The organism is Bradyrhizobium vignae, assembly GCF_004114425.1.
GTDB lineage: Bacteria > Pseudomonadota > Alphaproteobacteria > Rhizobiales > Xanthobacteraceae > Bradyrhizobium > Bradyrhizobium vignae.
Map to the genome: position 1 here is coordinate 159,181 of NZ_RDQF01000001.1, position 25,715 is coordinate 184,895.

At 64.4% G+C, this 25,715-nt stretch carries 21 protein-coding genes and 1 pseudogene; 16 read left to right on the forward strand and 6 right to left on the reverse strand.

Going from position 1 to position 25,715, the window contains the following annotated elements:
- Positions 1 to 38 precede the first annotated feature (38 nt).
- Positions 39 to 593, forward strand: a complete 555-nt coding sequence (locus EAV90_RS00685) for an ActR/PrrA/RegA family redox response regulator transcription factor (protein WP_162500526.1) — start codon at positions 39 to 41, stop codon at positions 591 to 593.
- 130 nt (positions 594 to 723) lie between these two features.
- Here the strand turns inward: EAV90_RS00685 and EAV90_RS00690 are convergent, their stop codons facing one another.
- Positions 724 to 1,212: an MmcB family DNA repair protein gene (locus EAV90_RS00690; protein ID WP_122406247.1), complete on the reverse strand. Its 489-nt coding sequence runs from the start codon at positions 1,210 to 1,212 to the stop codon at positions 724 to 726.
- A gap of 270 nt (positions 1,213 to 1,482) precedes the next feature.
- On the opposite strand from EAV90_RS00690, the gene EAV90_RS00695 reads away from it, so the two are divergent.
- On the forward strand, positions 1,483 to 3,183 hold the full coding sequence (locus EAV90_RS00695; protein ID WP_122406248.1) for an alpha-amylase family protein: 1,701 nt from the start codon (positions 1,483 to 1,485) through the stop codon (positions 3,181 to 3,183).
- Between the two features lie 216 nt (positions 3,184 to 3,399).
- Here EAV90_RS00695 and EAV90_RS00700 read toward each other — a convergent pair whose 3' ends face one another.
- Positions 3,400 to 4,998: an alpha-amylase family glycosyl hydrolase gene (locus EAV90_RS00700; protein ID WP_129142306.1), complete on the reverse strand. Its 1,599-nt coding sequence runs from the start codon at positions 4,996 to 4,998 to the stop codon at positions 3,400 to 3,402.
- A gap of 161 nt (positions 4,999 to 5,159) precedes the next feature.
- Here EAV90_RS00700 and EAV90_RS00705 point away from each other — a divergent pair, with 161 nt between their 5' ends.
- The gene (locus EAV90_RS00705) at positions 5,160 to 5,828 is read left to right on the forward strand and encodes an MBL fold metallo-hydrolase (RefSeq protein WP_122406250.1); all 669 of its coding nucleotides are present in this window, start codon (positions 5,160 to 5,162) and stop codon (positions 5,826 to 5,828) included.
- 2 nt (positions 5,829 to 5,830) lie between these two features.
- Here the strand turns inward: EAV90_RS00705 and EAV90_RS00710 are convergent, their stop codons facing one another.
- Positions 5,831 to 6,202 carry a winged helix-turn-helix transcriptional regulator gene (locus tag EAV90_RS00710; RefSeq protein ID WP_122406251.1) on the reverse strand — a complete coding sequence of 124 codons (372 nt, stop codon included), beginning with the start codon at positions 6,200 to 6,202 and terminating at the stop codon, positions 5,831 to 5,833.
- A 181-nt stretch (positions 6,203 to 6,383) separates the two neighbouring features.
- Between EAV90_RS00710 and EAV90_RS00715 the strand changes: the two genes are divergently transcribed.
- Positions 6,384 to 6,698, forward strand: a complete 315-nt coding sequence (locus tag EAV90_RS00715; RefSeq protein ID WP_122406252.1) for a hypothetical protein — start codon at positions 6,384 to 6,386, stop codon at positions 6,696 to 6,698.
- A gap of 174 nt (positions 6,699 to 6,872) precedes the next feature.
- On the opposite strand, the gene EAV90_RS00720 is transcribed toward EAV90_RS00715, so the two are convergent.
- Together EAV90_RS00720 and EAV90_RS00725 are read right to left on the reverse strand one after the other, a co-directional pair.
- Positions 6,873 to 8,030, reverse strand: coding sequence for an extracellular catalytic domain type 1 short-chain-length polyhydroxyalkanoate depolymerase (locus EAV90_RS00720; RefSeq protein ID WP_129142307.1), 1,158 nt, complete (start codon positions 8,028 to 8,030; stop codon positions 6,873 to 6,875).
- Positions 8,031 to 8,184: 154 nt separating this feature from the next.
- The gene (locus EAV90_RS00725) at positions 8,185 to 9,585 is read right to left on the reverse strand and encodes an MFS transporter (protein WP_122406254.1); all 1,401 of its coding nucleotides are present in this window, start codon (positions 9,583 to 9,585) and stop codon (positions 8,185 to 8,187) included.
- 238 nt (positions 9,586 to 9,823) lie between these two features.
- Between EAV90_RS00725 and EAV90_RS00730 the strand changes: the two genes are divergently transcribed.
- Together EAV90_RS00730 and EAV90_RS00735 are read left to right on the forward strand one after the other, a co-directional pair.
- Positions 9,824 to 11,059, forward strand: a complete 1,236-nt coding sequence (locus tag EAV90_RS00730) for an LLM class flavin-dependent oxidoreductase (RefSeq protein WP_129142308.1) — start codon at positions 9,824 to 9,826, stop codon at positions 11,057 to 11,059.
- A gap of 90 nt (positions 11,060 to 11,149) precedes the next feature.
- Positions 11,150 to 11,287 (forward strand): annotated as a pseudogene (locus EAV90_RS00735) (hypothetical protein); the annotation flags it as partial.
- A gap of 163 nt (positions 11,288 to 11,450) precedes the next feature.
- Here the strand turns inward: EAV90_RS00735 and EAV90_RS00740 are convergent.
- Positions 11,451 to 12,290: an SDR family NAD(P)-dependent oxidoreductase gene (locus EAV90_RS00740; RefSeq protein WP_129142310.1), complete on the reverse strand. Its 840-nt coding sequence runs from the start codon at positions 12,288 to 12,290 to the stop codon at positions 11,451 to 11,453.
- A 179-nt stretch (positions 12,291 to 12,469) separates the two neighbouring features.
- Here EAV90_RS00740 and EAV90_RS00745 point away from each other — a divergent pair, with 179 nt between their 5' ends.
- The 10 genes from EAV90_RS00745 (at position 12,470) to EAV90_RS00790 (ending at position 25,707) form a co-directional block, all read left to right on the forward strand.
- Complete coding sequence (locus EAV90_RS00745) at positions 12,470 to 13,435, forward strand: sensor histidine kinase (protein ID WP_122406258.1); 966 nt, start codon at positions 12,470 to 12,472, stop codon at positions 13,433 to 13,435.
- Positions 13,436 to 13,741: 306 nt separating this feature from the next.
- Positions 13,742 to 15,478: a putative bifunctional diguanylate cyclase/phosphodiesterase gene (locus tag EAV90_RS00750; RefSeq protein WP_162500527.1), complete on the forward strand. Its 1,737-nt coding sequence runs from the start codon at positions 13,742 to 13,744 to the stop codon at positions 15,476 to 15,478.
- A 94-nt stretch (positions 15,479 to 15,572) separates the two neighbouring features.
- Entirely contained in the window at positions 15,573 to 17,009 is a 1,437-nt protein-coding gene (locus EAV90_RS00755) for a sigma-54 interaction domain-containing protein (protein WP_122406260.1), read from the forward strand.
- 197 nt (positions 17,010 to 17,206) lie between these two features.
- The gene (locus EAV90_RS00760; protein WP_122407000.1) at positions 17,207 to 18,517 is read left to right on the forward strand and encodes an MFS transporter; all 1,311 of its coding nucleotides are present in this window, start codon (positions 17,207 to 17,209) and stop codon (positions 18,515 to 18,517) included.
- Between the two features lie 110 nt (positions 18,518 to 18,627).
- Complete coding sequence (locus tag EAV90_RS00765) at positions 18,628 to 20,661, forward strand: acyl CoA:acetate/3-ketoacid CoA transferase (RefSeq protein ID WP_122406261.1); 2,034 nt, start codon at positions 18,628 to 18,630, stop codon at positions 20,659 to 20,661.
- A 105-nt stretch (positions 20,662 to 20,766) separates the two neighbouring features.
- Positions 20,767 to 21,951, forward strand: a complete 1,185-nt coding sequence (locus EAV90_RS00770) for a substrate-binding domain-containing protein (protein WP_162500528.1) — start codon at positions 20,767 to 20,769, stop codon at positions 21,949 to 21,951.
- 183 nt (positions 21,952 to 22,134) lie between these two features.
- Positions 22,135 to 22,899, forward strand: a complete 765-nt coding sequence (locus EAV90_RS00775) for an ABC transporter ATP-binding protein (protein WP_122406263.1) — start codon at positions 22,135 to 22,137, stop codon at positions 22,897 to 22,899.
- A complete protein-coding gene (locus EAV90_RS00780; protein WP_122406264.1) occupies positions 22,896 to 23,618 on the forward strand; it encodes an ABC transporter ATP-binding protein in 723 nt (240 codons plus the stop codon). Before EAV90_RS00775 ends, EAV90_RS00780 begins: the two co-directional genes overlap by 4 nt.
- Positions 23,615 to 24,625 (forward strand): branched-chain amino acid ABC transporter permease, encoded by a 1,011-nt coding sequence (locus EAV90_RS00785; protein WP_129142311.1) that lies wholly within the window; start codon positions 23,615 to 23,617, stop codon positions 24,623 to 24,625. The genes EAV90_RS00780 and EAV90_RS00785 overlap by 4 nt, the downstream gene beginning before the upstream one ends.
- Complete coding sequence (locus tag EAV90_RS00790) at positions 24,622 to 25,707, forward strand: branched-chain amino acid ABC transporter permease (protein WP_174221619.1); 1,086 nt, start codon at positions 24,622 to 24,624, stop codon at positions 25,705 to 25,707. Before EAV90_RS00785 ends, EAV90_RS00790 begins: the two co-directional genes overlap by 4 nt.
- Positions 25,708 to 25,715 lie beyond the last annotated feature (8 nt).

Sequence of the window (25,715 nt, forward strand, 5' to 3'; positions counted from 1 at the left end):
GACGCCATATGTCAATGCGCTGGAGAGAGGACACAACCTTGAACGCCATCGCCGAACTGAACGAACAGACCGACCGCTCGCTGCTCATCGTTGAGGACGACAAACCGTTCCTGGAGCGGCTGTCGCGCGCCATGGAGACACGGGGCTTTGCCGTGACATCATGCGACACTGTCTCCGACGGACTTGCGCAGATCGGCAAGTCGGCCCCGGCCTTCGCGGTGGTGGATTTGCGGCTCGGTGACGGCAATGGCCTCGACGTGGTCTCGGCGTTGAAGAAGAAGCGCCCGGACGCACGCGCGATCGTGCTGACCGGTTATGGCAACATCGCCACCGCCGTCACCGCGGTGAAGATGGGCGCGATTGATTATCTCTCCAAGCCCGCGGATGCCGACGACGTCGTCGCCGCACTGCTCTCGACCAATGCGGAAAAGTCCGAGCTGCCGACGAATCCGATGTCGGCCGACCGCGTCCGCTGGGAGCACATTCAGCGCATTTACGAGATGTGCAACCGCAACGTCTCGGAAACGGCGCGCCGGCTGAACATGCACCGGCGCACGTTGCAGCGGATTCTGGCGAAGCGCGCGCCGCGGTGAGTTTCAGCCGTACTCGTGCCCGGGACGCAGCGCAGCGCGAAGTGATGCGCTGCTGAGCCGGGGCCCATGCCTCGGCTTGAACCACTGTCTGCTGGGTCCCGGCTCTGCGCAGCAATGCACCGGAACCATCCTACTCCCAAAAGTCGACGTGACCCTGAGGATCGACCAGGCGGTTGATCCGAAGCGCTGCTGCCATTCCAAATCGCACCGTCATCTGCTTGCGCGTGGCGGCAGCCAGCTTGTGCTCGGGCGCCTCGCAATGCAGGTGCGCGCCATAGGCGTCGGCGATGATCAGGCCGGTGTCTTCAGGAAAGATCTCGCAGGGCAGATCCTGCGTGAAGGCGAAGAACAGCCGGTCGCAATGGGCGCGGTATTCGTGCCATTTCTGGTCGGCGCGCAGATCCTCCACCGACGACTTGATCTCGACGATCCAGATCTCGCCGCGCTCGTTCAGCGCCACGAGATCGGCGCGCCGGCCCGACGGCAGCGGCAATTCGCTGATGCAGGAGAAGCCGAGCGAGCGCAAAAGCCGCGCCGTGCCGCGCGCGATGGCGAGCGCCGTCTCCGACTGGCGGCGATCGGGCGGCGGCACGAGGGCGATGCGGGCGGTGTTGTCCATGGGGGCAAGATAGCCGATTCCATGAAGCGCGGACACTGTCTCCCCCCACCCGTCATTCCGGGGCGCGCACAGCGCGAGCCCGGAATCCATAACCACAGGGAGACGTGTCGGGCAAAGCAGGTAACTCCGACTCTTCGCAAAACTGCTGCCTGTGGTTATGGGTCCCGGGCTCGCGCTGCGCGCGCCCCGACGGCGAGTGCGGAACCGCACTCGCCCTTAACACTTATTACGCAGCCGCCGCACCCGGGCGGAACCACCCAGGCTGCGCGCATGATCGACGATCTCTGGTACAAGAATGGCGTGATCTATTGCCTCTCCGTCGGCTCCTATATGGACGCCAATGGCGACGGTGTCGGCGACTTCAAGGGCCTGCTCCGCCGGCTCGATTATCTGCACGGGCTCGGCATCACCGCGATCTGGCTGATGCCGTTCCAGACCTCGCCCGGCCGCGACGACGGCTACGACATCGCCGATTATTACAGCGTCGACGCCCGTTACGGCACGCTGGGCGACTTCGTCGAGTTCGCCCATGGCTGCAAGCAGCGCGGCATCCGCGTCATCATCGACCTCGTCGTCAATCACACCTCGGACCAGCACCACTGGTTCAAGGAGGCGCGGCGCGACAAGAGCTCGCCCTATCGTGACTGGTACGTGTGGTCCGACAAGAAGCCCGGCAATGCCAACGAGGGCATGGTGTTTCCCGGCGTGCAGAAATCAACCTGGACGCACGACAAGGAGGCTGGCGCCTGGTACTTCCACCGCTTCTACAATTTCCAGCCCGATCTCAACACCTCGAATCCGCACGTGCAGGCTGAGATCCTCAAGATCATGGGCTTCTGGATCCAGCTCGGCGTCTCCGGCTTCCGCATGGACGCCGTGCCCTTCGTGATCGCGACCAAGGGTGCGAAGGTGAAGAAGCCGGTCGAGCAGTATGACATGCTGCGCGCGTTCCGCGAATTCCTGCAATGGCGCCAGGGCGACGCCATCATCCTCGCCGAAGCCAATGTGCTGCCGAAGACCGACATCGAATATTTCGGCCGCGATGCCGACCGCATGCACATGATGTTCAACTTCCATGTCAACCAGCATCTGTTCTACGCGCTGGCCTCAGCCGACTCGCGCCCTCTGGCCAAGGCGCTGAAGGCGACCAAGCCGCGGCCGGCGACGGCGCAATGGGGCCTGTTCCTGCGCAATCACGACGAGCTCGATCTCGGACGATTGACCAAGACGCAGCGCGAGGTCGTGTTCAAATGCTTCGGCCCCGACAAGGACATGCAGCTGTACGACCGCGGCATCCGCCGCCGCCTCGCGCCGATGCTGGGCGGCGACCGCCGGCGGCTCGAGCTCGCCTACAGCCTGATGTGCACGCTGCCGGGGACGCCGGTGATCCGCTATGGCGACGAGATCGCGATGGGCGACGATCTCTCGTTGCCCGAACGCAATTGCTCGCGCACGCCGATGCAATGGTCGACCGAGCCGCATGGCGGCTTCACCAAGAGCGACAAGCCGGCCTGCCCCGTCATCGACAAGGGGCCTTATGGCTTTCCGCACGTCAACGTCGCAAAACAGCGGCGCGATCCCAACTCCATGCTGAACTGGACCGAGCGCATCGTCCGCATGCGCAAGGAGGTGCCGGAAGTCGGCTGGGGCGATTTTGCGGTCATTCCCGTGCGCGATCCCGCCGTGTTCATCATGCGCTATGATTGGCGCAACAATTCGGTGCTGTTCGTGCACAATCTCGATGAGAAACCGCGCGAGATCGCGTTCTCGGCCGGATTGCCCGGCGAGACTGGCGCGCACCTGATCAACCTGCTTGCGGAGGACCACAGCCACGCCGACAAGCGCGGCCAGCACCGCGTCGTGCTGGAGCCATACGGCTACCGCTGGTACCGCGTCGGCGGGCTGGACTATCTGTTGAAGCGGAGCGACATCGACGAAGCTACGGTGCGGGATAAGAAGCATCGGGGGTGATGTGGTCTCTTCGCTGTCCCCACGCTCACAGCTGTCGTCCCGGACAAGCGCGCCTCGAGCGCGCGTAGATCCGGGACCCATAACCGCAGAATGAAGAGTGGAGCGACCCGGCAACTCCGAATCGTCGCAAAACAGCTCCCTGTGGCTATGGTGATCGTCGCTCCGCCCTCCACAACGCTTGGCGTTGCCAAGAGCTGCGCCCATCCGGGACGACAGCTAGGGTGGAGCGACGATGACCCCCTCGTTGCCGCGCAAATCCAGCACGCCTTCGATCCCATCACCTTCGCGATCCAGAAACGTCGAGAGCAATATCCTGCTGTCGAAACCGATCGCGCTGGTGGTCACCGCGATCGGATCGGGACCGAGATTGAGTGCCACAATCACCGTCCTGCCGCCGGCCTCGCGGCGGTACATCAGGAGATCGCCTTGCGCCGCGACCGGATGATAATCGCCTACGACCAACGGGGGACAGCCCCTCCGCACGGCGATCAGGCGCTTGTAGAGATTGAGGATCGAGCGCGAATCGGCTTCGAGATTGGCGACATTCTCGTGGATATGGTCCTCCGGCAGCGGCAGCCACGGCCTCACCTCCGAAAAGCCGGCGAAGTTCGACGAATCCCATTGCATCGGCGTGCGGCAGCCGTCGCGGCCGACACCGATGCCGGGCACGTTCTTCTCGAAGGGATCGCGCACATCCTCCGGCGCGATCGCGAGCTGGTGCATGCCGATCTCGTCGCCGTAGTAAAGCGTCGGCGTGCCGCGCAGCGTCAGCAGCAGCATGGCCGCGACGCGGGCCTGCTCCGGCCCGACCCGGCTCGCCACGCGCGGGCGATCATGATTGCCGAGCACCCAGTTCGGCCAGGCGCCGCGCGGCAGCGACCTCTCGTAATCCTCTATGATCTTCTCGATCGAGCGCGCGCTCCAGAAGGTCGAGAGCAGCGCGAAATTGAACGGCATCTGCGCGCCGGTCAGATCGTTGCCGTAATAGGCCATCAGGCGGTGCAGCGGCAGATAGATCTCGCCGATCAGGACGCGCGCGCCATAGGAATCGGTGACACGCCGCATCTCGGCGATGACGTCATGCACTTCCGGCTGGTCGGTCGAGTATTGCGTCAGGATTCTTTCGTTCGGCGGCCGACCCTCGACATAATGCGGGTTCGGCGGGTTGTCGCGGAATTCGGCGTCCTTGATCAGGTGCCAGATCACGTCGACGCGAAAACCATCGACGCCCCTGTCCAGCCAGAATCGCATCACGTCATAGATCGCGGCGCGAACCTCCGGATTGCGCCAGTTGAGATCCGGCTGCTGGGCGAGGAAGGCGTGATAGTAATATTGGCCCGTCGTCTCGTCGAATTGCCACGCGCTGCCGCCGAACTCGGACAGCCAGTTGTTCGGCGCGCCGCCGCCGGGTGCCGGATCGCGCCAGATGTACCAGTCGCGCTTGGGATTGTCGCGCGAGGCGCGGCTCTCGATGAACCAGGGATGCTGGTCGGAGGTGTGGTTCGGCACGAGGTCGAGGATCAGCTTGAGGCCATTGTCGTGGGCGGCCGCGAGCAGCGCATCGAAATCCGCCATCGTGCCGAACAGCGGCTCGATGCCGACATAATCGGAGATGTCGTAGCCGAAATCGGCCATCGGCGAGGGAAAGATCGGCGACAGCCAGATCGCGTCGACACCGAGCGATTTGACGTAAGGCAGCCGCCGCAGGATGCCGGCGAGATCGCCGACACCGTCACCGTTGGAGTCCTGAAACGAGCGCGGATAGATCTGATAGAAGATGCCGTCGCGCCACCAATTCTCGTTGCCGTGAGCCATGCCGGAAGATCACCCGAATCTGCGCCTTGCGCGGGAGAACGCGACAGCAACGCCCCGGTTCAAATTGGCAGGCCAATTGGAACGGCCGTGTGACGGGTGTTCCCGGGAGGCGGCCCGAATCTTTTGCTTGGCGGCTCGGCAAAAATCGGCATTGTGAGGTCATGACCGAGCAAAACGACACCAAAGCCAAGGCGGGCGCGATCATCGTTCCCGTGACGCTGTTCGAGCAGAACTGCACCATCATCTGGGATGAGCCTTCCAAGAAGGCCGTGGTGATCGATCCCGGCGGCGACGTGCCGAAGATCCTGGAAGCGATCAAGCAGACGGGCGTCACCGTCGAGAAAATCTGGCTGACCCATGGCCATATCGATCATGTCGGCGGCGCGGCCGAGCTGCGCGATGCGCTGAGGGTGCCGATCGAGGGTCCGCATGTCGCGGACAAGTTCCTGCTCGACAATGTCGTCGCAAGCGGCGCGCGCTTCGGCATGACCGGAGGTCGCGACTTCACGCCTGACCGCTGGCTCGACGAAGGCGACAGCGTGTCGATTGGAAGCCTGCAATTCGACATCCTGCACTGCCCCGGCCATTCGCCCGGCAGCGTGGTGTTCTTCAACAAGGACTTGCGTTTCGCCCATGTCGGCGACGTCTTGTTCGCTGGCTCGGTCGGGCGCACCGACCTGCCCGGCGGCAGTCACGCCACGCTGATCAATTCAATCAAGACGAAGTTGCTGCCGCTCGGCGACGATGTCGGCTTCATCTGCGGCCATGGCGCCGGCTCGAGCATCGGCCAGGAGCGGATGACCAATCCGTTCATCACCGGCGAGATGTAGGACTACTCCGCCGCCTCGGCGAGCACGGGCTCGCCGAGATGGCGCTCGCCCCATTCGCGAATGGCGGCGACGACGGGCACGAAACTCTTGCCCTTGCGCGTGAGGCGATATTCCACCTTCGGCGGCACCTCGCCGAAATCCTTGCGGTCGATCAGGCCGCTCTCGGTCAGCGCCTTCAATTCGCGGCTGAGCACGCGCGGCGTGATCGCGGCGCTGCCCTCGGTGCCGCGCAGCAGACCGCTTCTGATCTCGCCATAGCGGCGCGGGCCATCCTTGAGATCCCAGACGATGCGCAGCTTGTACTTGCCGCTGATCATCTTCTGAAACGCCGCAACCGGACAGGCGCGCAGCGGGATCGCTCTTGCCTTCGCCATGTCGTCTCCTCCATGCGCAGCCAGTTTTCTTACGCGAACCGGCATCCACTTCGCTCGAAAACGCCACGCGGCAAGAATAGGAGCGGCGGCGAAAAAGTCCATACTATCAATTTTGTCCATACTTGCAGGACCGCGCGCAAGGCGCAGATGATGACGCACAAGACGAACCAAGGAGCGTCGCATGAAGCACTTCATGATCAGATACCAGTTCAAGAACGGCACGACGGAAGAATGGCACCGGGAGATCGCCCGCTTCATCAAGGCGATCGACGGCGATCCGGAGCTGAAAGGACGTATCTTCTATCGCGTCCTGAAGGCGCGCGACGAGGGCAGCTATTTCCACCTCGCCAGCGCCAGCGATGAGGGCGCGCAAAAAGCTCTGCAATCGCGCGACTTCTTCAGGGCTTATCAGGAGATGACGCGGAAGATTGCGGGCGGCGAGGTGACGGTGACGCCGATCGAGGTGATCGATCAGACGATAGCTTCGGCGGGCTGAGTCGACGGCGCCGCCACAAGCTCCGCCGTCGTCCCGGACAAGCGGGATCCATAACCACAGGGAGAAGTTTGACGCGGCCTGAACTCCGGGTCCCCGCAACCACATCCGCGTGTGGTTATGGGTACCGGATCGGCGCGCGCTTCGGGCGCGCTTGTCCGGGACGACAGCGGCGAGCTATTTCATCAGCCCCGCGGCGGTCAGCGCGCGCGTGATGATCTGGCCGAGATCGAAGCCGTAAGACTTTTCTCGCTTCGGCTCGGCCGGCTCTGCGACCGCAGAGCGGATCGAGCGGGCGAGATGTGGTGCGGGCGTCAGAGCCGGCTTTGCCTCCACCTTCTTCTTCGCTTCCGCGATCCAGCCGGTCAGGCCGAAGAACTTTGCGATGTGATAGGACGAGGAGATGCCGGCCTCGATCAGGAACGCGCCTTCCATGCCGTAGCGCTGGTCGTTGTCGGCTAGCCCAAGCGGCGTGCCATGCGCCATGTCGGTGATGGCGTAGGACTCGACCAGCGTCTCGCCGTCGTTGTTCCACCAGGTTTGACGCGGATAGCCGTCGACATTGGTCTCCGCCATCGGCACTTCGGGCAGTTCGTGCAAGTCGAGCCACTGCTTGACGATCTCGTTGGCATTGCCGGGATTGACAGTGCGGTCGGCACTGCCATGCCACACCGAGATCTTCGGCCAGGGCCCGCGATGATCAGAGGCGCTGCGTACGAGATCGCCGAGCTCGCGCGCAGGACGCGCCGGGGAATGAAACATGCCGTCCAGCGCCTCGCGCAGATTCGAGGCGATGCCATAGGGCAATCCGGCGATAACAGCGCCGGCCGCGAAGACCTCCGGATAGGTCGCGAGCATCACCGACGTCATGCCGCCGCCGGCGGAAAGGCCGGTGATGAAGATGCGCCTGGAATCGATGCGGTGCGCGTCCGCCATATGCGCGATCATCTCGCGGATCGAATGCGCTTCGCCGCTGCCGCGCATCGTGTCCTCCGGATTGAACCAGTTGAAGCAGGTGTTGGCATTGTTGATGCGCTGCTGCTCGGGCATCAACAGCGCGAAGCCGTAATGCTGCGCCAGCGTCGACCATCCGGCGCCGAGATCGTAAGCGGCCGCGGTCTGGCCGCAGCCATGCAGCACGACGACGAGCGCGCGCGGCTTCTGCAGCTGCGCCGGCACGAAGGCGAACATGCGCAAGGCCCCCGGATTGTCACCGAAGCCCGTGACCTCTCGCAGCGGGCTGGATGAATCCGCGGTGCGGCCGAGCTCGGCAAAGCGCAGACCGTCCAGCTTGGGCAGACGTCTCAACAGATCGACATTTCGGGCTAACGACACGGCAGCTTCCTGGTGGGCGACATTCCAACGTCCAGCCCAACCAGATAGTTGCTGCGTTGCAAAATAAAAAGACCGTGCGCTGTCAATCCCAGCGAAAATCGCGGGAAATCCGCTGGAATCCGCATGCATTAACCGTCGCGCCTCAACTTCGTGCCTATACACGGCGCATCCGCGCCAGAAATGCGGCACAGATCATGATGAATGTCACAAACAGCACGAGCGACACGAGGAATCCTGCGCGCGCTGATTGCAATGATTCGATCGCGAAGAACACCGCGCCGATTGCGGCCACTCCGGCCGCATTTCCGATCTGCGCCATCGTACCGTATATGCCGGATGCGGAGCCTGCGGCGGCGGGCTTCACCGTCGAGAGCACCGCGCCCGAGAGCGGTGCCATCACCAGTCCCTGACCGTAGCCGAAGATGATCATGGTCAGCGCGAGCTGGAGCGGCGACGGAGCATCGACACGGCCCGCAACAAGCGCAAGCGCCGCAAGACCTGCGATCTGCAACATGCAGCCTTCAGTCAACACCTTGGTGCCGCGATGCCGTACCCGCACACCGCTGTGGCGCGAGGCCACGACGAAGGCGAGCGCCAGCGGAATGAAGGCCATGCCGGCCGCGAGCGGTGTGATATTCAGGCCGCGCTGCATGAACAGCGTCATCACCAGATAGAACGAGAGATTGGCAAGGAAGAAAAAGAAGACGGCGCCGAGGCCGCGCAGGAAGGCGGCGTCCGCCAGCAGCGTGAGATCGACCAACGGCATGCCGCCGGCGGCTGCGACCGCTTGCTCCAGCCTCAGGAACGCGGTGAGGATCACGCCGCCGACTGCCATCACCGCCCACAGCCACGGCGCCCAGCCGAGATCGTGACCGAACAGCAGCGGGCCGATCAGGCACAATAACCCCGCGAACAGCACCACGCTGCCCCTGATGTCGAGCCTTGTACCCGCCCGTCGCCGCACCGACGGCATGATGCGCCAGGCCGCAGTCGCGATGACAAGGCCAAACGGCACATTGACGAAGAACACCGAGCGCCAACCGGTGCCCGCGAGATCGATTGTGACGAGAAAACCGCCGAGCAGGAAGCCCGCGGCGCCCGCAAGCCCGAGCACGATGCCGTAAATGGCGAAGGCGCGGTTGCGCTCGTCGTCGGTGAACAAAAGATGCAGCGTCGCCAGCACCTGCGGCACCATCAACGCCGCGGTCGCGCCCTGCGCCAGCCGCGCGACGATCAGCTCGACGCCGGATTGTGCGAGTCCGCACCACAGCGAGGTCGCCGTGAAGCCGAGCACGCCGGCCAGGAAGACATCCTTTGTGCCGTGGATGTCGCCGAGCCGGCCGCCGGTCACGACCAGCGTGGCATAGGCGATGAGGTAGATCGCGATGACGGATTCGATCTCGGCCGGCGAGGCTTTCAGCTCGACGGCGATGGTGGGAATCGCGACATTGACCACGAAGGCGTCGACGCCGAACATGAACTGGGCGGCCACGACGATGGCCAGCACCCACCAGCGGCGGGTCGAATCGAGCGGCTTTGTGACGATCTGATGCATTGGGGCACGACTTTGGACTATGGTTGCCCCGATGATTTCAGATCGCGAGTGGCACCGCGATTACCTCACAGGTAGGCTTCGCGCGTTTCTCTTCGCCTCTCCCCGCAAGCGGGGACAGGAGGAAGATTCAACGCATGTCTGCATTCCGTCATGCGGGACATCGTGCGATTGCGTTCGCTTCCGCGAGCACGTAGCCTCGCCGCTTCAACAAGCAGAAAATCCAGCCGGAGAGAACGCCATGGCGCGCCTGAAATTCGGAGCCTTCCTTGCCCCGCATCACCCGATCGGCGAGCATCCGATGCTGCAGTTCCGGCGCGATCTCGACCTGGTCGAGCAGCTGGATGCGCTCGGCTATGACGAGTTCTGGTGCGGCGAGCATCATTCCTCCGGCTGGGAGATGATCGCATCGCCCGAGATGTTCCTGGCCGCCGCCGGCGAGCGCACGAAGCGGATCAAGCTCGGCACCGGCGTGGTGTCGCTGCCCTATCACCATCCCTTCAACGTCGCCCAGCGCATGGTGCAGCTCGACCACATGACCGGCGGCCGCGCCATCTTCGGCTCCGGTCCGGGCGCGCTGGCCTCCGATGCGCACACGCTCGGCATCGATCCGATGACCCAGCGCGACCGTCAGGACGAGGCGATCGGCATCATCCGCCGCCTCTTCAACGGCGAGCGCGTCACCGCCAAGAGCGACTGGTTCACGATGAACGATGCCGCGCTGCAGATCCTGCCCTTGCAGGAGGAGATGCCGTTCGTGGTGGCCTCGCAGATCTCGCCCTCCGGCATGACGCTGGCCGGCAAATACGGCATCGGCATCATCTCGCTGGGATCGATGACCACACAAGGCCTGATGTCGCTGCAGCAGCAGTGGCAGTTCGCCGAAGATGCCGCCAAGAAGCATGGCACAAAGGTCGACCGCGCCGACTGGCGCGTGCTGCTGACCTGGCATATCGCCGAAACGCGTGAACAAGCCCGCCGTGAGGCCGGCGCCGGCCTGATGCGCTGGCACAACGAATATAATGTCGGCACGCTGCAGCGGCCGGGGCTCACCGCGTTCTCTTCGCCCGATGAAGCCGTGGACAAGACCGCGTTCGTCGAGGGCGCCGCGTCCACGATCGGCACGCCCGACGATCTCGTCAAAACCATCAAGAACGTGATGCAGGTCTCCGGCGGCGTCGGCGCCATCATCGGCTTCGTGCATGACTGGGCCAATCCGGAAGCCACGCGCCGCAGCTGGGACATGGTGGCGCGCTACGTCGTGCCAGAGATCAACGGCTATATCGACGGTCTTCGCAAGTCGCAGAAATTCGTGATCGAGAACCGCGCGATCTTCGAGCGTGCGGGTCAGGCGGTGATGGCCAAGATCATGGAGAACGAGAAGGCCGCCGAGGCGCTGAAGGTGACCGGCCCCGGCCGCGTCGCCATTCCCGCCGTCAACGCCCCGGATCTGCAGAAGGAAGCGGCAAAGCGGTAGGCAGCATGGCCGCCGGTTCGACAGAACGTCTTGGCGGCGTCTGAGCGAGCGCCTCGTCCTTCGAGACGACCGCTTCCAGCGGTCTCCTCTATGCAGGCGAAATGCTTCGCACGGCATTTCCTGGAGAATATCGAGGTGTCGCTCGCACCCGGCTACAAGCCGGACTGGCAGATGTGGCCGATCCCGAACCCGCGGGATGGGTTGCGGGTGACGGTGAGGGCGGTGTGAGCTTGCGTGTCCCGGACGCGCAAAGCGCGAGCCGGGACCCAGAATCTTGCGACAGGTTCGGCCTGGAGAGATGGGCCCCGGCTCTGCAGCGCATCGCTGAACTGGACGATGCTTCGCATCGCCAGGACAGCGCTGCGCCGCGTCCGGGGCACGAGAGCGCCCCCTACGCCTCCTGATCGAACGCCTTGCGCAGCGCCACATAGCCCTGCTGCTGCTGGCTCCAGTTGCGGCCGCCGGTCATGGCGCCGTCGACGACGAGGTCGTGGCCGTTGACGAAACTGGATTCGTCGCTGGCCAGGAACACCGCGGCATGGGCGATGTCATCGGGAAGGCCGGCGCGCGGGATCGGCTGCGCGGTCTTGTAGACCTCGCGCATCACTGCCGGCGTCTTCTCCGCGGCGTCGGTCGAGAGCCCCAGCGCCTTGCCGAAGATGCCGGTTGCGATCGCGCCGGGCGAGATCGAGTTGACGCGGACATTCGATTCACCGAGCTCCATCGCCACGCATTTGGTGAGATGGATCACCGCCGCCTTGGCCGCACTATAGACCATCGAGGACGAGAAGCCGGCGAGGCGGCCGGCGATGCTGCCATTGTTGATGATGCTGCCTGCCCCCTGCTTCCTCATGTAGGGAGCGGCGTGCTTCATGCCGAGCATGACGCTGCGCACCAGGGTCGCCATGGCCGCATCGAACCGCTCGACCTCAAGGCCCTCGATGCCGCCGGTCTGTGCCGGGCCGCCGGCATTGTTGAACAGGCAATCAATCCTGCCGAATTTCTCGACCGCGAGCGCGATCAGCGCCTGCATCTGCGCTTCGACCGTGACGTCGGTCTGGCGGAAGATGCAATTGGCCCCGAGCTGCTCCGCTAGCGCTTCGCCTTCCGGTACGCGCCGACCCGCGATCACAATTTTGGCACCTTCGGCAACGAAGACTTCCGCAGTGCGCAATCCGATCCCGCTCGTCGCCCCCGTAATCACCGCAACCTTGCCGTCCAGCCTGCCCATGGAATGTTCCTTTTTTCGAGCGATTTGATGCCAAATGGCGAATGTCGGCCGCCGCCCTCACCGCAGCGGCCACTATCCCTGCCCGCTTCCGCCAAGGCAAGCTATGCTCCTGCGGGCGGCATGCGTAACATCCTCACCGGCCGCTCGCTTTTCGAATGCCTACCACAACCGGGCTGCGTATGAGGAAGCTGATCGACGAGTTCCGCAAGGCCTGGCAGGGCGCCGCGCCGCCCTCGCTCGGCCTGAGCATCTCGTTTGCGGTGATCTGCCTGCTGGGCGCGACCCTCATCCGCTGGGGTCTCGCTCAGATTCGCCCCGACATCTACTTCACGCCGTACTTCCCCGCCGTGTTCTTTGCCGCTGCCCTGGGCGGATTTCGGATCGGCATCGTGACGGCGTTGGTCGGCGGCGTGCTCGGCGTCGTCCTGAATTTCGGCGACGCTATTGCCGATCGCGCGCGATTTGCGCTGCTGGCGCTTTACTGGGTCGTCTGCGCGATCACCATCTGGGGTGTCGAGCACTATCGCATCATGCTGGCGGACCAGCGCCGGATCTCCAAGCGCCTGATCGAGGAAGAAGATTATCGCAAGCTGCTGGTCGACGAGCTCCAGCACCGGCTGAAGAACAAGCTGTCGACAGTGCATGCCGTGTTGCACCAGGTGCTGCACGACCAGCCGCAGGTGTGGACCCGGATTGATCCCCGGCTGCGCTCGCTGGCCGCGACCGACGATCTGATCTCGCGGATCGACAAGGGGGGCTGCGATATCCGCGACCTCTTGATCTCCGAGCTCGGGCCCTATGGCCATGTCCGATTCACTCTCAATGGTGAGCGGCTGTTCCTGCCGCCGAAGCTCGCGGTCACGCTGTCATTGATGTTTCACGAGCTCGCGACCAATGCAGGCAAGTACGGCGCATTCTCCGCACCGCGCGGTCTGCTGCAGGTGTCTTGGACCATCAACGACGACCGCCTCACCATCACCTGGGACGAAACCGAGGGGCCGAGCGTGGACAAGGTGTCCGAGCCCGGCTTCGGCACCAAGCTGCTGAAATCGGCACTGTCGGCCTTCGATGGCAGGACCGAGATCTCGTATCTCAAGTCGGGGCTGCATTGCATCATGCAATGCCGCATCCCCAAGAGCGGCTAGCCGACAGCAAGACTCGGTCGGATCACCTCTCGCCGGCGGGGAGAGGTGACCCTCCGGCGCGCGCATCGATTCAAACAAGGCTGATCGCGCATCCAAAGCGAAAGCGAGCCCGCGCACTGCGCGCGCGGTTTCGCATGCGTCGTTGACCCTCTGTTAATGACGATCGTCGGCGCGCGTCGCATCGTCGCAAGTTTTCTCCAAAACACCCCCGTATTTCTCCCGACCCCTTAACCAAACTTAAGAGGGAACCGCGCAAGATCGCGGCCATTGCAAAGGCGCGCTGAAACAACAAGATTCATGACTTCTATGAACGACAATAGATATTCCGGCGCGACTGAAGCCGAGCTCGGTTTTCTCAAGGAAATCGTTAGAATGCTGCCGGCCGGCCTCACCGTGCAGGACGCGCATGGCGAGCTTCTGCTGGTCAACGACGCAGCTGCTGCCCAGCTCGGCATGGACGGCAGCCGTCCCTCACCCGATCTGGCGCCGCGCCGCGAAGCCTGCCGCAAGGCGCTCAGCGCCGGCCAGCCGGTCGTCACCGAGGAAGCGCTTCACGACGGCGCGGCGCGCCAGGTGCTGCTCACGATCCATCGTCCCGTTCGGCTCGCCGGACGCGAGCTCCTGATCTCGGCGTCGTCCGACATCACCGAGCAGAAGAATTTCGAGGACCAGCTGTTCCGCTCCGCCTATTTCGACGAGCTGACCGGCCTGCCCTCGCGGCGCGTGATCGAGCATCGCGCCAACAGCCTGCTCGCGCGCGATCGCGGCGACGAGCGCTTTGCACTGGCCTTTCTCGACGTCGACAATTTCAAGCACATCAACGACTATTACGGTCACGCCGTGGGCGACGCGCTGCTGGTCGAGCTGTCGAAGCGGCTCGGGCGCGACCTGCGCGATTCGGACATGCTGTCGCGCATCTCCGGCGACGAATTCCTGCTGCTGCTCTCGCCGATCCAGAGCCAGGAGGAAGTCGCCGAATTCATGCAATCGACGCTGAAGCGGCTGACCGCGCCGTTCTTCATCGATCATTCGGAAGTCTTCGCCTCGACCTCGGTCGGCATCAGCCTCTATCCCGAGCATGGACGAAGCTTCGAGACGCTGCGGCAGAACGCCGACATCGCGATGTACCGCATCAAGAACAACGGCAAGGGACTGGCCGCCTTCTTCGACGCCAGCATGGAACGCGAGGCGCAGGCGCGGATGAAGGTCGAGCAGTCGCTGCGGCTCGCCATCCTGGAAAAGCGCTTCTGCTGCGCCTTCCAGTCCAAGGTCGACATCCGCACACAGGCCGTGAAGGGCATCGAGGCACTGGTACGCCTGCGCGACGACGAAGGCGTGATCCAGGCGCCGGGCTCGTTCATCAGCCTCGCCGGCGAGCTCGGCCTCATCGACGAGCTGACCCATCTCGTGCTCGCCGAGATCGTCAAATCGATCGACCTGATCAACGACACGTTCGGCGCGGAAGCGACCATCAGCATCAACGTCGCCGCCGAGCAGGCCGGCAATCCCGAGTTCATGCGCAGCTTTGCGCAGGCGCTGGACGACACCGGCTTTCCCCATCGCTTCATGATCGAGGTGACGGAAAATGCCTTCGTCGCCAAGAATCATTTTCAGGCCGAGATCCTGCCGATGTTCCGCAAACTCGGTGTCGGCATCTCCATCGACGATTTCGGCACCGGCTATTCCTCGCTTTCGGCGCTGGCCGACATCACGGCCGACGAGATCAAGATCGACCGCTCCTTCATCACCGACATCCATAAGCGCCCGCGCAGCCAGGGCATTCTGCGCGCGATCGAATCCTTGAGCGAAGCGCTCGGCATGACGGTGATCGCCGAAGGCCTCGAATCCTACGAGGAGCTGGCTTATCTGCAGGCCGCGACCAACATCCGCTTCGCGCAGGGCTATTACTTCTCGCGGCCGATCTTTCTGGAGGAGCTGAAGCTGGCAACGACCGTCTCCAGTGAGGCGCGGATCAGCGTGGCGAGCCGGCCGATGCAACAGAATCGCCAGGGCTATTCGCGGGCGAGCGGGTATCGGCGGTAGGGGCAGTGGCGGCGGCCCGAATTCTCCAATCAAATCCCCTTTGAAATTGCTGGTCTTTTGCTAATAAGCAGCCAGGCTTCCCGCGAGGTACGTCATGCCCGCCTCCTCCATCAGCGATCCCGCCTATCTCCGTGCGCGCGCGATGGAGACGCTGTTCGAGCGGCTGGAAAGGCTCTGCGAGGGCGCGATCGCGATCGACCGTGGCGGGCGCGTGGTCTACGTCAACGAGAAATACCTTGCCGCGCTCGGTCTCAACCATACGACCGAGGCGATCGGCCGGCCGATCGAGGAGGTCATCCCGAACAGCCTGATGCGGAAGGTGGCCGAGACCGGCGAGCCGATCCTGCTCGACATCATGGAGCTCGGCGGCGAGCAGCTCGTCGTCACCCGCATGCCGATCGAGGACGAGAACGGGAGGGTGATCGGCGCGATCGGCTTCGTGCTCTATGATCATCTCGAAAGCCTGAAGCCGCTGCTCGCCCGCGTCGCCCAGCTCGAGAGCGATCTGCGGCTGGCGCGCCGGCAATTGTCCAACCCCCGCGCGGCGCGCTTCACCTTCGCCGATTTCGTCGGCGCGACGCCGGCCATCGCCCGGGCCAAGGAGCTCGCAAGCCGAGCCGCGCGGCAGAACGTCACGGTTCTGCTCACAGGCGAGACCGGAACCGGAAAGGAGATGCTGGCGCAGGCCATCCACAATGCCTCCTCGCGCGCCGAGAAGCCGTTCGTCAGCGTCAACGTCGCCGCCATTCCCGACACGCTGATCGAGTCGGAGTTCTTCGGTGCGGCGCCGGGCGCCTATACCGGCGCCGACCGACGGGGACGCGAGGGCAAATTCCGCATTGCCGACGGCGGCACGCTGTTCCTCGACGAGATCGGCGAGATGCCGCTGCAGCTCCAGGCAAAACTCCTGCGGGTGCTCCAGGAGCGTGAGATCGAGCCGCTCGGCTCGGACAAGATCACCAGGGTCGACGTCCGCGTCATCGCCGCCACAAACGTGGACCTGCGCAAGCGCGTCAGCGACGGCGCATTTCGCGCCGACCTCTACTACCGTCTCAACGTGCTTTCGGTCGACCTGCCGCCGCTGCGCCACTGCCTCGACGATCTCCCCGACATCTGCGCCCGGCTGCTCGACGACATCAGCGCGTCCGGCGACTACGTCAAGGCGAAGATCACGCCGAGCGCGCTCGCCGCGCTCGCCCGTTACGATTGGCCGGGCAATGTCCGCGAGCTCCGCAACATCCTCGAGCGCGCGCTGATCCTCAGCGATTCCGGGCGGCTGACCGGCGAAGATGTCGCCCGCATCCTCCCGATCGGCACCGAGGCGAGGCTTGCACCGGCCGAGCGCCCGGCCGGAATGGTGGTGCCCTATGCCGAAGCCGAGGCCGAATTCGAGAAGCACACGCTCGAACAGGCGCTCGCCGCCAGCAACGGCCAGATCACCGAGGCCGCCAGGATGCTGCGGATCTCGCGCGCGACATTCTACAAGAAGCTCGCCAAGTTCGGCCTGGCCGCAGGCCCGGCCTCCGTCTGAATTTCGAGACTGGGCATGTCCGGAGTCTCGGATTCCTGACACGCGGCCTGGCCGCGCTTTCCTGATGCCTTCGCTGAATCTGCTGGGTTTTCAGCCATCTGCGCAAGCCTGCGGCAACTGGCGCGGAGCTTGCTCTTCGCTTTTGCACAATGACGCATGCTGCACATGCGCATTCGAAAACCAAGGGAGGACGCAAGATGAGCGAAGCGATCTCGGTCCATCAGCTTCAGGCGAAAAACCCGTCGCACGTCACGGTCGCCACCGCGAGCCTGATCGGCACGGCCATCGAGTGGTACGACTTTTTCCTCTACGGCACCGCCGCCGCGTTGATCTTCAACAAGCTGTTCTTTCCGACCTTCGACCCGATGATGGGAACCCTGCTGGCCTTCGCGACCTACGCGCTCGGCTTCGTCGCGCGCCCGCTCGGCGGCGTCGTGTTCGGGCACTACGGCGACAAGATCGGCCGCAAGACCATGCTCTATCTGACGCTGCTGATCATGGGCGCGGCGACCGCGGCGATCGGCTTTCTGCCGACCTACGAGACCGCCGGCATCTGGGCCGCGATCCTGCTGGTGACGTGCCGGCTGATCCAAGGCTTCGGCCTTGGCGGCGAATGGGGCGGCGCGGTGCTGATGGCGGTCGAGCATGCACCCTCAGACAAGAAAGGTTTCTACGGCAGCTGGCCGCAACTCGGGGCGCCGCTCGGCCTCGTGCTCGGCACGCTGGTGTTCTCCGTGGTATCGGCGATGCTGACTGACGCCCAGCTCTATGCCTGGGGCTGGCGTATCCCGTTTCTGTTCTCGATCGCGCTGGTGCTAGTCGGCCTGTGGATCCGCTTCACCATCGCGGAGTCGCCGGAGTTCCAGAAGGTCAAGGACACCAAGCAGGAAGTGAAGATGCCGATCCTCGAGGCGATCAGGATGTATCCCAAGAACATCCTGCTCGCGATGGGCGCGCGCTTCGCCGAGAACGGCTTCTTCTACATCTACGCGACATTCGTGCTCGCCTATGCCACGCAATCGCTCGGCATGAACAAGCAGGACATGCTCAACGGCGTGCTGATCGGCGCGGCGATCGAGACCGTCACCATCCCCGCCTTCGGCGCGCTCTCCGACCGGCTCGGGCGGCGGCCGATCTACATCTTCGGCGCGGTGTTCTCGGCGCTGATGTCGTTCCCGCTGTTCATGCTGCTCGCGACCAGGAACCCGCAATACGCCTGGATCGCGATCGTGCTGGGCCTTGCCGTCGGTCATGCCGCGATGTACGGGCCGCAAGCGAGCTTCCTGTCGGAGCTGTTCGGCACCAAGGTGCGCTATAGCGGCGTCTCGCTCGGCTACAACCTCGCCTCGATCTTCGCCGGCGCGCTGTCGCCGCTGATCGCGACGGGATTGATGACGGCCTATGCGCCGGCGACCTGGCCGATCTCGCTCTACATGATCGCGCTGGCGCTGATCACCGTGGTCTCGGTCTATTTCGCCACCGAAACGCGCAAGATAGCGCAGTCCTGAATGTCTTCATGTTGCCTCTTGTGTCGCGAGGAGCAACCTGTTCCGGGGCTGCTCTTCGCGATAAGATCAAGCATAACAAGGCATACGGTCCAGGGAGCGGGAGGAACGCCGTGAGCCACCATCCAGCCCTGCCTTATTTGCGCAATTCCGAGAAGGGCAAGGTCGTCTCGGCGACCGAAGCCGTCATGCTGATCCGCGACGGCGACACGGTGGCGACCGGCGGCTTCGTCGGCATCGGCTTTGCCGAGGAGCTCGCGATCGCGCTGGAGGAGCTCTATCTGTCGCAGGAGGGCGATGCGCCCTATACGCAGGGCAAACCGCGCAATCTGACGCTGGTCTATGCGGCCGGACAAGGCGACGGCAAGCAGCGCGGCCTCAACCATTTCGCGCATGAAGGGCTGGTCCGGCGCGTGATCGGCGGGCATTGGGGCCTTGCGCCGAAATTGCAGCAGCTCGCGATCGCGAACCAGATCGAGGCCTATAACCTGCCGCAGGGCGTGATCACGCATCTGTTCCGCGACATCGCCGCGCACCGGCCCGGCCACATCACCCGCGTTGGCATGGGCACCTTCGTCGATCCCCGGCACGGCGGCGGCAAGCTGAACGCGCGCACCACCGAGGACATGGTGGAGCTGATCACGCTGCGCGGCGAGGAGTGCCTGCTCTACAAGACGTTTCCGATTCAGGTCGGGATCATTCGCGCCACCACGGGCGATCCCGACGGCAATCTCACCATGGAGAAGGAGGCGCTGACGCTGGAAGCGCTCGCCATCGCCATGGCGGCGCACAATTCCGGCGGCATTGTCATCGCCCAGGTCGAGCGCGTCGCCGAGAGCGGCAGCCTCAATCCGCGCCAGGTCAAGATTCCCGGCATTCTCGTCGACTGCGTCGTGGTGGCGAAGCCCGAGAACCATTGGCAGACCTTCGGCACCCAATATAACCCGGCGTATTCGAGCGAGATCCGCGTCCGCGCCGCCTCTCTGCCGGTGATGCCGGTCAGCGAGCGCAAGATCATCGCCCGCCGCGCCGCCCTCGAGCTCAAGGCCAACAGCGTCGTCAATCTCGGCATCGGCATGCCCGAGGGCATCGCTTCGGTCGCCAATGAAGAGCGGATCATCGACCTCATCACGCTGACGGCGGAGCCGGGCGTGATCGGCGGCATCCCGGCGAGCGGCATCGATTTCGGCGCCGCGATCAACACGCAGGCGGTGATCGACCAGCCCTATCAGTTCGACTTCTATGACGGCGGCGGTCTGGATGCCGCTTTCCTCGGTCTTGCCCAGGTCGACCGCGCCGGCAATCTCAACGTCAGCAAGTTCGGACCGAAGCTCGCAGGTGCCGGCGGCTTCATCAACATCAGCCAGAACGCCAAGGAGGTCGTCTTCGTCGGCACGTTCGGTGCGGGCAAGCAGCGCATTGCGGTGAACGACGGCAAGCTCGTCATCCTCGACGAAGCCAAGTCGCGCAAGTTCGTGGACAGCGTCGAGCACGTCACCTTCAGCGGCCCGTTCGCCGCGGCGCGCAAGCAACGCACGCTGTACGTCACCGAGCGCTGCGTGTTCGAACTGCGGCCCGACGGGCTAGAGCTCACCGAAATCGCGCCCGGCATCGACATCGAGCGCGACATCCTGCGCCTGATGGATTTCAAGCCGCTGATCCCACGCGACCCGGCGCTGATGGACGCGCGCATCTTCGGCGAGGGTCTCATGGAGCTGCGCGAACGCCTGCTCACCATCCCGCTCGACCAGCGCTTCACACTGGACGAGCAGCAGGACCTGTTCTTCGTCAACCTCGAACGCTATCCGCTACGCAGCAAGGCCGAGATCGACACCATCGCCGCCATCGTCGAGGCCCGCCTGGCGCCGCTCGGGCGCCGCGTCTATGCCATCGTCAATTATGACAACTTCTCGATCCTGCCGGAGCTGATGGACGATTATTCGGCCATGGTCCGCAGCCTCGTCGACCGCTTCTATTCCGGCGTGTCGCGCTACACCACGTCGGGCTTCCTGCGCATCAAGCTTGGCGAAGCCCTGGAGAGGCGCGGCGTCGCGCCGCATATCTTCGAGAGCGCGGAGGAGGCGCAGTCGGACTGGCGCCAAGTCGAGGCCGGCGATTCGGGGACAGCGGGCCAAGCCCAAAAATGATGCATGCTCACGCGCCGGCGCGCTTCGCCGGAAGGTTTAATTGCAATGTTCGTAACGTTGTGCAAATCGCTGTTGCCGAGAAACTTTGAATCAGGAGGGACCATCGTGCGTCGATCACTCATCATAACAACAACCATTCTCGCGCTCGCCGCGGGCACTTCCGCACGGGCCGACGATCTCAAGATCGCGCTGATCTACGGCAAGACCGGTCCGCTCGAGGCTTACGCCAAGCAGACCGAGACCGGCCTGAAGATGGGATTTGAATACGCCACCAAGGGCACCATGACGCTCGACGGCCGCAAGATCGTCGTCATCACCAAGGACGATCAGGGCAAGCCGGACCTCGCCAAGGCCGCGCTCGCGGAGGCCTATCAGGACGACAAGGCCGACATCGCGATCGGCACGACCTCGTCGGCTGCGGCACTCGCCATTCTCCCCGTCGCTGAGGAAAACAAGAAGATCCTGATCGTCGAGCCCGCAGTCGCGGACCAGATTACTGGCGAGAAGTGGAATCGCTACATCTTCCGCACCGCACGCAATTCGTCACAGGACGCGATCTCGAACGCGGTCGCGATCGGCAAGCAGGGCGTCACCGTCGCGACGCTGGCGCAGGACTACGCCTTCGGCCGCGACGGCGTCGCCGCCTTCAAGGAGGCGCTGGCCAAGACCGGCGCGACGCTCGCCGCCGAGGAATATGCCCCGACCTCGACCACCGACTTCACCGCGGTCGGCCAGCGCCTGTTCGATGCGCTGAAGGACAAGCCGGGCCGCAAGGTGATCTGGGTGATCTGGGCCGGCGCCGGCAATCCGCTGGCAAAACTCCAGGACATGGACCCGAAGCGCTACGGCATCGAGCTCTCCACCGGCGGCAACATCCTGCCGGCGCTCGCCGCCTATAAGGGCCTGCCCGGCATGGAAGGCGCGACCTACTACTTCTATGAGATCCCGAAGAACCCGGTGAACGACTGGCTGGTCGCCGAGCACCAGAAGCGCTTCAACGCGCCGCCGGACTTCTTCACCGCCGGCGGTTTCGCCGCCGCGATGTCCGTCGTCGCCGCCGTCACCAAGGCAAAGTCGACCGACACCGAGAAGCTGATCACGGCGATGGAAGGCATGGAGTTCGACACGCCGAAAGGCAAGATGGTGTTCCGGAAAGAAGACCATCAGGCGCTGCAGAGCATGTATCACTTCAAGGTCAAGGTCGATCCGAACGTCGCCTGGGCCGTGCTCGAGCCGGTGCGCGAGCTGAAGATCGAGGACATGGACGTTCCGGTCAAGAACAAGCGGTGACCGCTTCACCTCTTCCATAGGGAGAGGTCGCACCGAAGGCGCGGGTGAGGGGTTCCGCTCTCTCGTGGGACCCGAGCCCTCTCACCCGATTTGCACTGGACGATGCTGCGCATCGCCAGGAGCCAATCGACCTCTCCCCTTCCGGGGAGAGGTGTCACAACCAGCCCGACACGCTTGAAACCCATGCCCCTGACCCTCGAAACCCGCGATCTCACCATACGCTTCGGCGGCCATGTCGCGGTCAACAATGTCTCCTGCACGTTTCGCCCGGGCGAGCTCACCGCCATCGTCGGGCCGAACGGCGCCGGCAAGACCACTTATTTCAATTTGATCTCGGGCCAGCTGCGCGCTTCGCACGGCAGCATCCTGTTCGACGGCGCCGACATCACCCAGCATTCCGCGCCGATGCGCACGCGCGCAGGCCTCGGGCGCGCCTTCCAGCTCACCAACCTATTCCCGAACCTCACCGTGGAAGAGAACGTCCGCCTCGCGGTGCAGGCGGCGAACGGCACCCATTACGACATGCTGCGGCCCTGGATGGTGCGCCGCGACCTGATCGCGCGCGCCGACGCCATCCTCGACCAGGTCGCCCTCGGCAATCGCTGCGGCGTCGCCGCGACCGCGCTGTCGCATGGCGACCAGCGCAAGCTGGAAGTGGCGTTGATGATCGCGCTGGAGCCAAAGGTCTTCATGTTCGACGAGCCGACCGCCGGCATGAGCATCGACGAGGTGCCTGTCGTCCTCAACCTCATCGCACAGCTCAAGCAGGACAAGAGCAAGATCATCCTGCTGGTCGAGCACAAGATGGACGTGGTGCGTTCGCTCGCCGACCGCATCATCGTGCTGCATAACGGACAACTCGTTGCCGACGGCCCGCCCGCCGAGGTGATCGCCTCGCCGATCGTGCAGGAAGCCTATCTGGGCGTTGCGCCAAAGAGTGCCGCATGACCGATCTCTTAAAACTCTCCGGCGTGCACACCCATATCGGGCGCTACCACATCCTTCAGGGCATCGATCTCGCCGTCCCGCAAGGGCAGGTCACGATGCTGCTCGGCCGCAACGGCGCGGGCAAGACCACGACGCTGCGCACCATCATGGGCCTGTGGCAGGCCTCGAAGGGCGAGATCACCCTCGCCGGGATGCGCATCGAGAGCCTTGCGACGCCCGACATCGCCCGGCTCGGCGTCGGCTACGTGCCCGAGAGCATGGCGGTGTTCTCCGATCTCACGGTCAAAGAAAACCTGGTGCTCGCGGCCCGCGACGGGCCCCTCGACGATGCCCAGCTCGACTGGATCTTCGGCTTCTTCCCCGCGCTGCGCCGGTTCTGGCTGTCACGGGCGGGAAGTCTCTCGGGCGGACAGAAGCAGATGCTGTCGATCGCGCGCGCCATCATCGAGCCGCGCAAGCTGCTCTTGATCGACGAGCCGACCAAGGGCCTCGCGCCCGCCATCGTGATGGCGCTGATCGAGTGCCTGAAGGAGATCAAGCGCAAGGGCGCGACGATCCTGCTGGTCGAGCAGAACTTCTTTGCCGCCCGCGAGCTCGGCGACAGCGTGCTGGTCATGGACAACGGCACCATCGTTCATCGCGGCGAGATGGCGGCGCTCGCCGCCGACGTGCCGCTGCAGGAGCGGCTGCTCGGCCTGAGCCTGGAGGCGCATCAGTGACAGACCTTGCCGCAACCGATCCGCTGCCGAAGCCGAAGCGCGATCTCGCGCCGGTCCTGCTGCCGATCGCCCTCGCGCTGCTGATGATCCCGCTGATCGGATCGACCAGCTCCTGGCTGACCTTGACCGCCGCGAGCCTTGCCATGGGCATGATGATCTTCATCATGGCTTCCGGCCTTACCCTCGTGTTCGGCCTGATGGACGTGCTCAATTTCGGCCACGGCGCCTTCATCGCCGTCGGGGCCTATGTCGCAACGCTGGTGCTGGCGCCGTTTGCGGCGTCAATTCAGGCGGATTCGCTCTGGGTGAACCTCGCGGTGCTGGCGCCGGCCGCGCTGCTGTCGATGGCAGTCTCCGGCGCGCTTGGCCTGGTCGTCGAGCGCGTGCTGATCCTGCCGGTATATGGCCAGCACCTGAAGCAGATCCTGATGACGACCGGCGGCCTGATCGTCGCCGAGCAGACGCTCTATGCGCTGTGGGGCCCGCAGATCATCCCGATGCCGCTGCCGGTCTCACTGCGCGGCTCCTTCATCCTCGGCGACGTCGCGGTCGCCAAATACCGCGTACTGGCCATGCTGATCGGGCTCGCCGTCTTCATCGCGATCCAGCTCGTGCTCAACCGCACCAAGCTCGGCCTCCTGATTCGTGCCGGTGTCGAGAACCGCGAGATGGTCGAGGCGCTCGGCTACCGCATCCGCCGGCTGTTCCTCGGCGTGTTCATGACGGGCTCGGCGCTGGCCGGCCTCGGGGGCGTGATGTGGGCGCTCTATCGCGAGCAGGTGCACGCCTCCATGAGCGACGACCTCACCGTGTTGATTTTCATCGTCGTCATCATCGGCGGCCTGGGATCGATCGGCGGCTGCTTCATCGGCGCGATCCTGGTCGCCATGGTTGCCAATTACGGCGGCTTCCTGGTGCCGAAACTCGCCCTCGTCTCCAACATCCTGCTGATGGTCGCCATTCTGATGTGGCGGCCGCGCGGCCTCTATGCGGTGACCAGCCGATGATGATTCTCTCAGGCGATCCGCCGCGCAGCCGCGTCCTCACGCTCCTTCTCGTCGTCATCATCCTGGCGCTGGCCGCGACGCCGTTCCTGTTTCCGGGCGCCAAGGCGCTGAACGTCGCGGCCAAGATCTGCGTCTTCGCCGCGCTGGTCGCCTCCTACGACCTGCTGCTCGGCTATACCGGCTCGGTGTCGTTCGCCCATACCATGTTCTACGGCATCGGCAGCTACGCCATTGCGATCGCCTTGTACGGAATGGGCCCGAACTGGGCCGCGGTCGCAACCGGAATCGTCACCGGCCTGCCGCTCGCAGCGCTGCTCGCGCTTGCCATCGGCCTGTTCTCGCTGCGGGTGGCCGCGATCTTCTTCGCCATGATCACGCTCGCGGTCGCCTCCGCCTTCCAGGTGCTGGCCTCGCAGCTGTCCTGGCTGACCGGCGGCGAGGACGGGCGCAGCTTTCAGCTGCCCGAATTGCTGCGCCCCGGCAGCGTGCTGATCTCGAAAAGCCTGTTCGGCTTCGAGATCAACGGCCGCATCCTGACCTACTACCTGGTGTTCGCGATCTCTGGCCTGATGATCCTCGCTTTGCTGCGCGTGGTGAACTCGCCGTTCGGGCGCGTGCTGCAGGCAATCCGCGAGAACCGGTTTCGCGCCGAGGCACTCGGCTTCCGCACCGTGTTCCACCTGACCTACGCCAACTGCCTCGCTGCGCTCGTCGCCGCCAGCGCCGGCATCTTGAACGCGCTGTGGCTGCGCTATGCCGGTCCCGACACCTCGCTCAGCTTCTCGATCATGCTGGACATCCTGCTGATGGTGGTGATCGGCGGCATGGGCACGATCTACGGCGCGATCATCGGCGCCACGATCTTCATCCTTGCCCAGAACTATCTGCAGTCGCTGATGGGTGTCGCCTCCAAGGCGGCGGGCGAAGCCGGCCTGCCGCTGCTGCCGGGGCTGTTGCATCCGGACCGCTGGCTGCTGTGGCTCGGGCTGCTGTTCATCGCCAGCGTCTACTTCTTTCCGACCGGCGTGGTCGGACGGCTGCGCAAGGCCGGCGGCGGCAAGAGTGCAGGCGGCCCGCACTAAGCCGGCAT

Excerpts from the sequence above, each read along its gene's own strand:
- EAV90_RS00715 (WP_122406252.1), top strand. The coding sequence starts at position 6,384 with ATGAAGCACTTCATGATCAGATACCAGTTCAAGAACGGCACGACGGAA.
- EAV90_RS00700 (WP_129142306.1), bottom strand. The coding sequence starts at position 4,998 with ATGGCTCACGGCAACGAGAATTGGTGGCGCGACGGCATCTTCTATCAG.
- EAV90_RS00695 (WP_122406248.1), top strand. The coding sequence starts at position 1,483 with ATGATCGACGATCTCTGGTACAAGAATGGCGTGATCTATTGCCTCTCC.
- EAV90_RS00760 (WP_122407000.1), top strand. The coding sequence starts at position 17,207 with ATGAGCGAAGCGATCTCGGTCCATCAGCTTCAGGCGAAAAACCCGTCG.
- EAV90_RS00780 (WP_122406264.1), top strand. The coding sequence starts at position 22,896 with ATGACCGATCTCTTAAAACTCTCCGGCGTGCACACCCATATCGGGCGC.
- EAV90_RS00755 (WP_122406260.1), top strand. The coding sequence starts at position 15,573 with ATGCCCGCCTCCTCCATCAGCGATCCCGCCTATCTCCGTGCGCGCGCG.
- EAV90_RS00740 (WP_129142310.1), bottom strand. The coding sequence starts at position 12,290 with ATGGGCAGGCTGGACGGCAAGGTTGCGGTGATTACGGGGGCGACGAGC.
- EAV90_RS00745 (WP_122406258.1), top strand. The coding sequence starts at position 12,470 with ATGAGGAAGCTGATCGACGAGTTCCGCAAGGCCTGGCAGGGCGCCGCG.
- EAV90_RS00750 (WP_162500527.1), top strand. The coding sequence starts at position 13,742 with ATGAACGACAATAGATATTCCGGCGCGACTGAAGCCGAGCTCGGTTTT.
- EAV90_RS00725 (WP_122406254.1), bottom strand. The coding sequence starts at position 9,585 with ATGCATCAGATCGTCACAAAGCCGCTCGATTCGACCCGCCGCTGGTGG.
- EAV90_RS00730 (WP_129142308.1), top strand. The coding sequence starts at position 9,824 with ATGGCGCGCCTGAAATTCGGAGCCTTCCTTGCCCCGCATCACCCGATC.
- EAV90_RS00775 (WP_122406263.1), top strand. The coding sequence starts at position 22,135 with ATGCCCCTGACCCTCGAAACCCGCGATCTCACCATACGCTTCGGCGGC.
- EAV90_RS00710 (WP_122406251.1), bottom strand. The coding sequence starts at position 6,202 with ATGGCGAAGGCAAGAGCGATCCCGCTGCGCGCCTGTCCGGTTGCGGCG.
- EAV90_RS00790 (WP_174221619.1), top strand. The coding sequence starts at position 24,622 with ATGATGATTCTCTCAGGCGATCCGCCGCGCAGCCGCGTCCTCACGCTC.
- EAV90_RS00690 (WP_122406247.1), bottom strand. The coding sequence starts at position 1,212 with ATGGACAACACCGCCCGCATCGCCCTCGTGCCGCCGCCCGATCGCCGC.
- EAV90_RS00705 (WP_122406250.1), top strand. The coding sequence starts at position 5,160 with ATGACCGAGCAAAACGACACCAAAGCCAAGGCGGGCGCGATCATCGTT.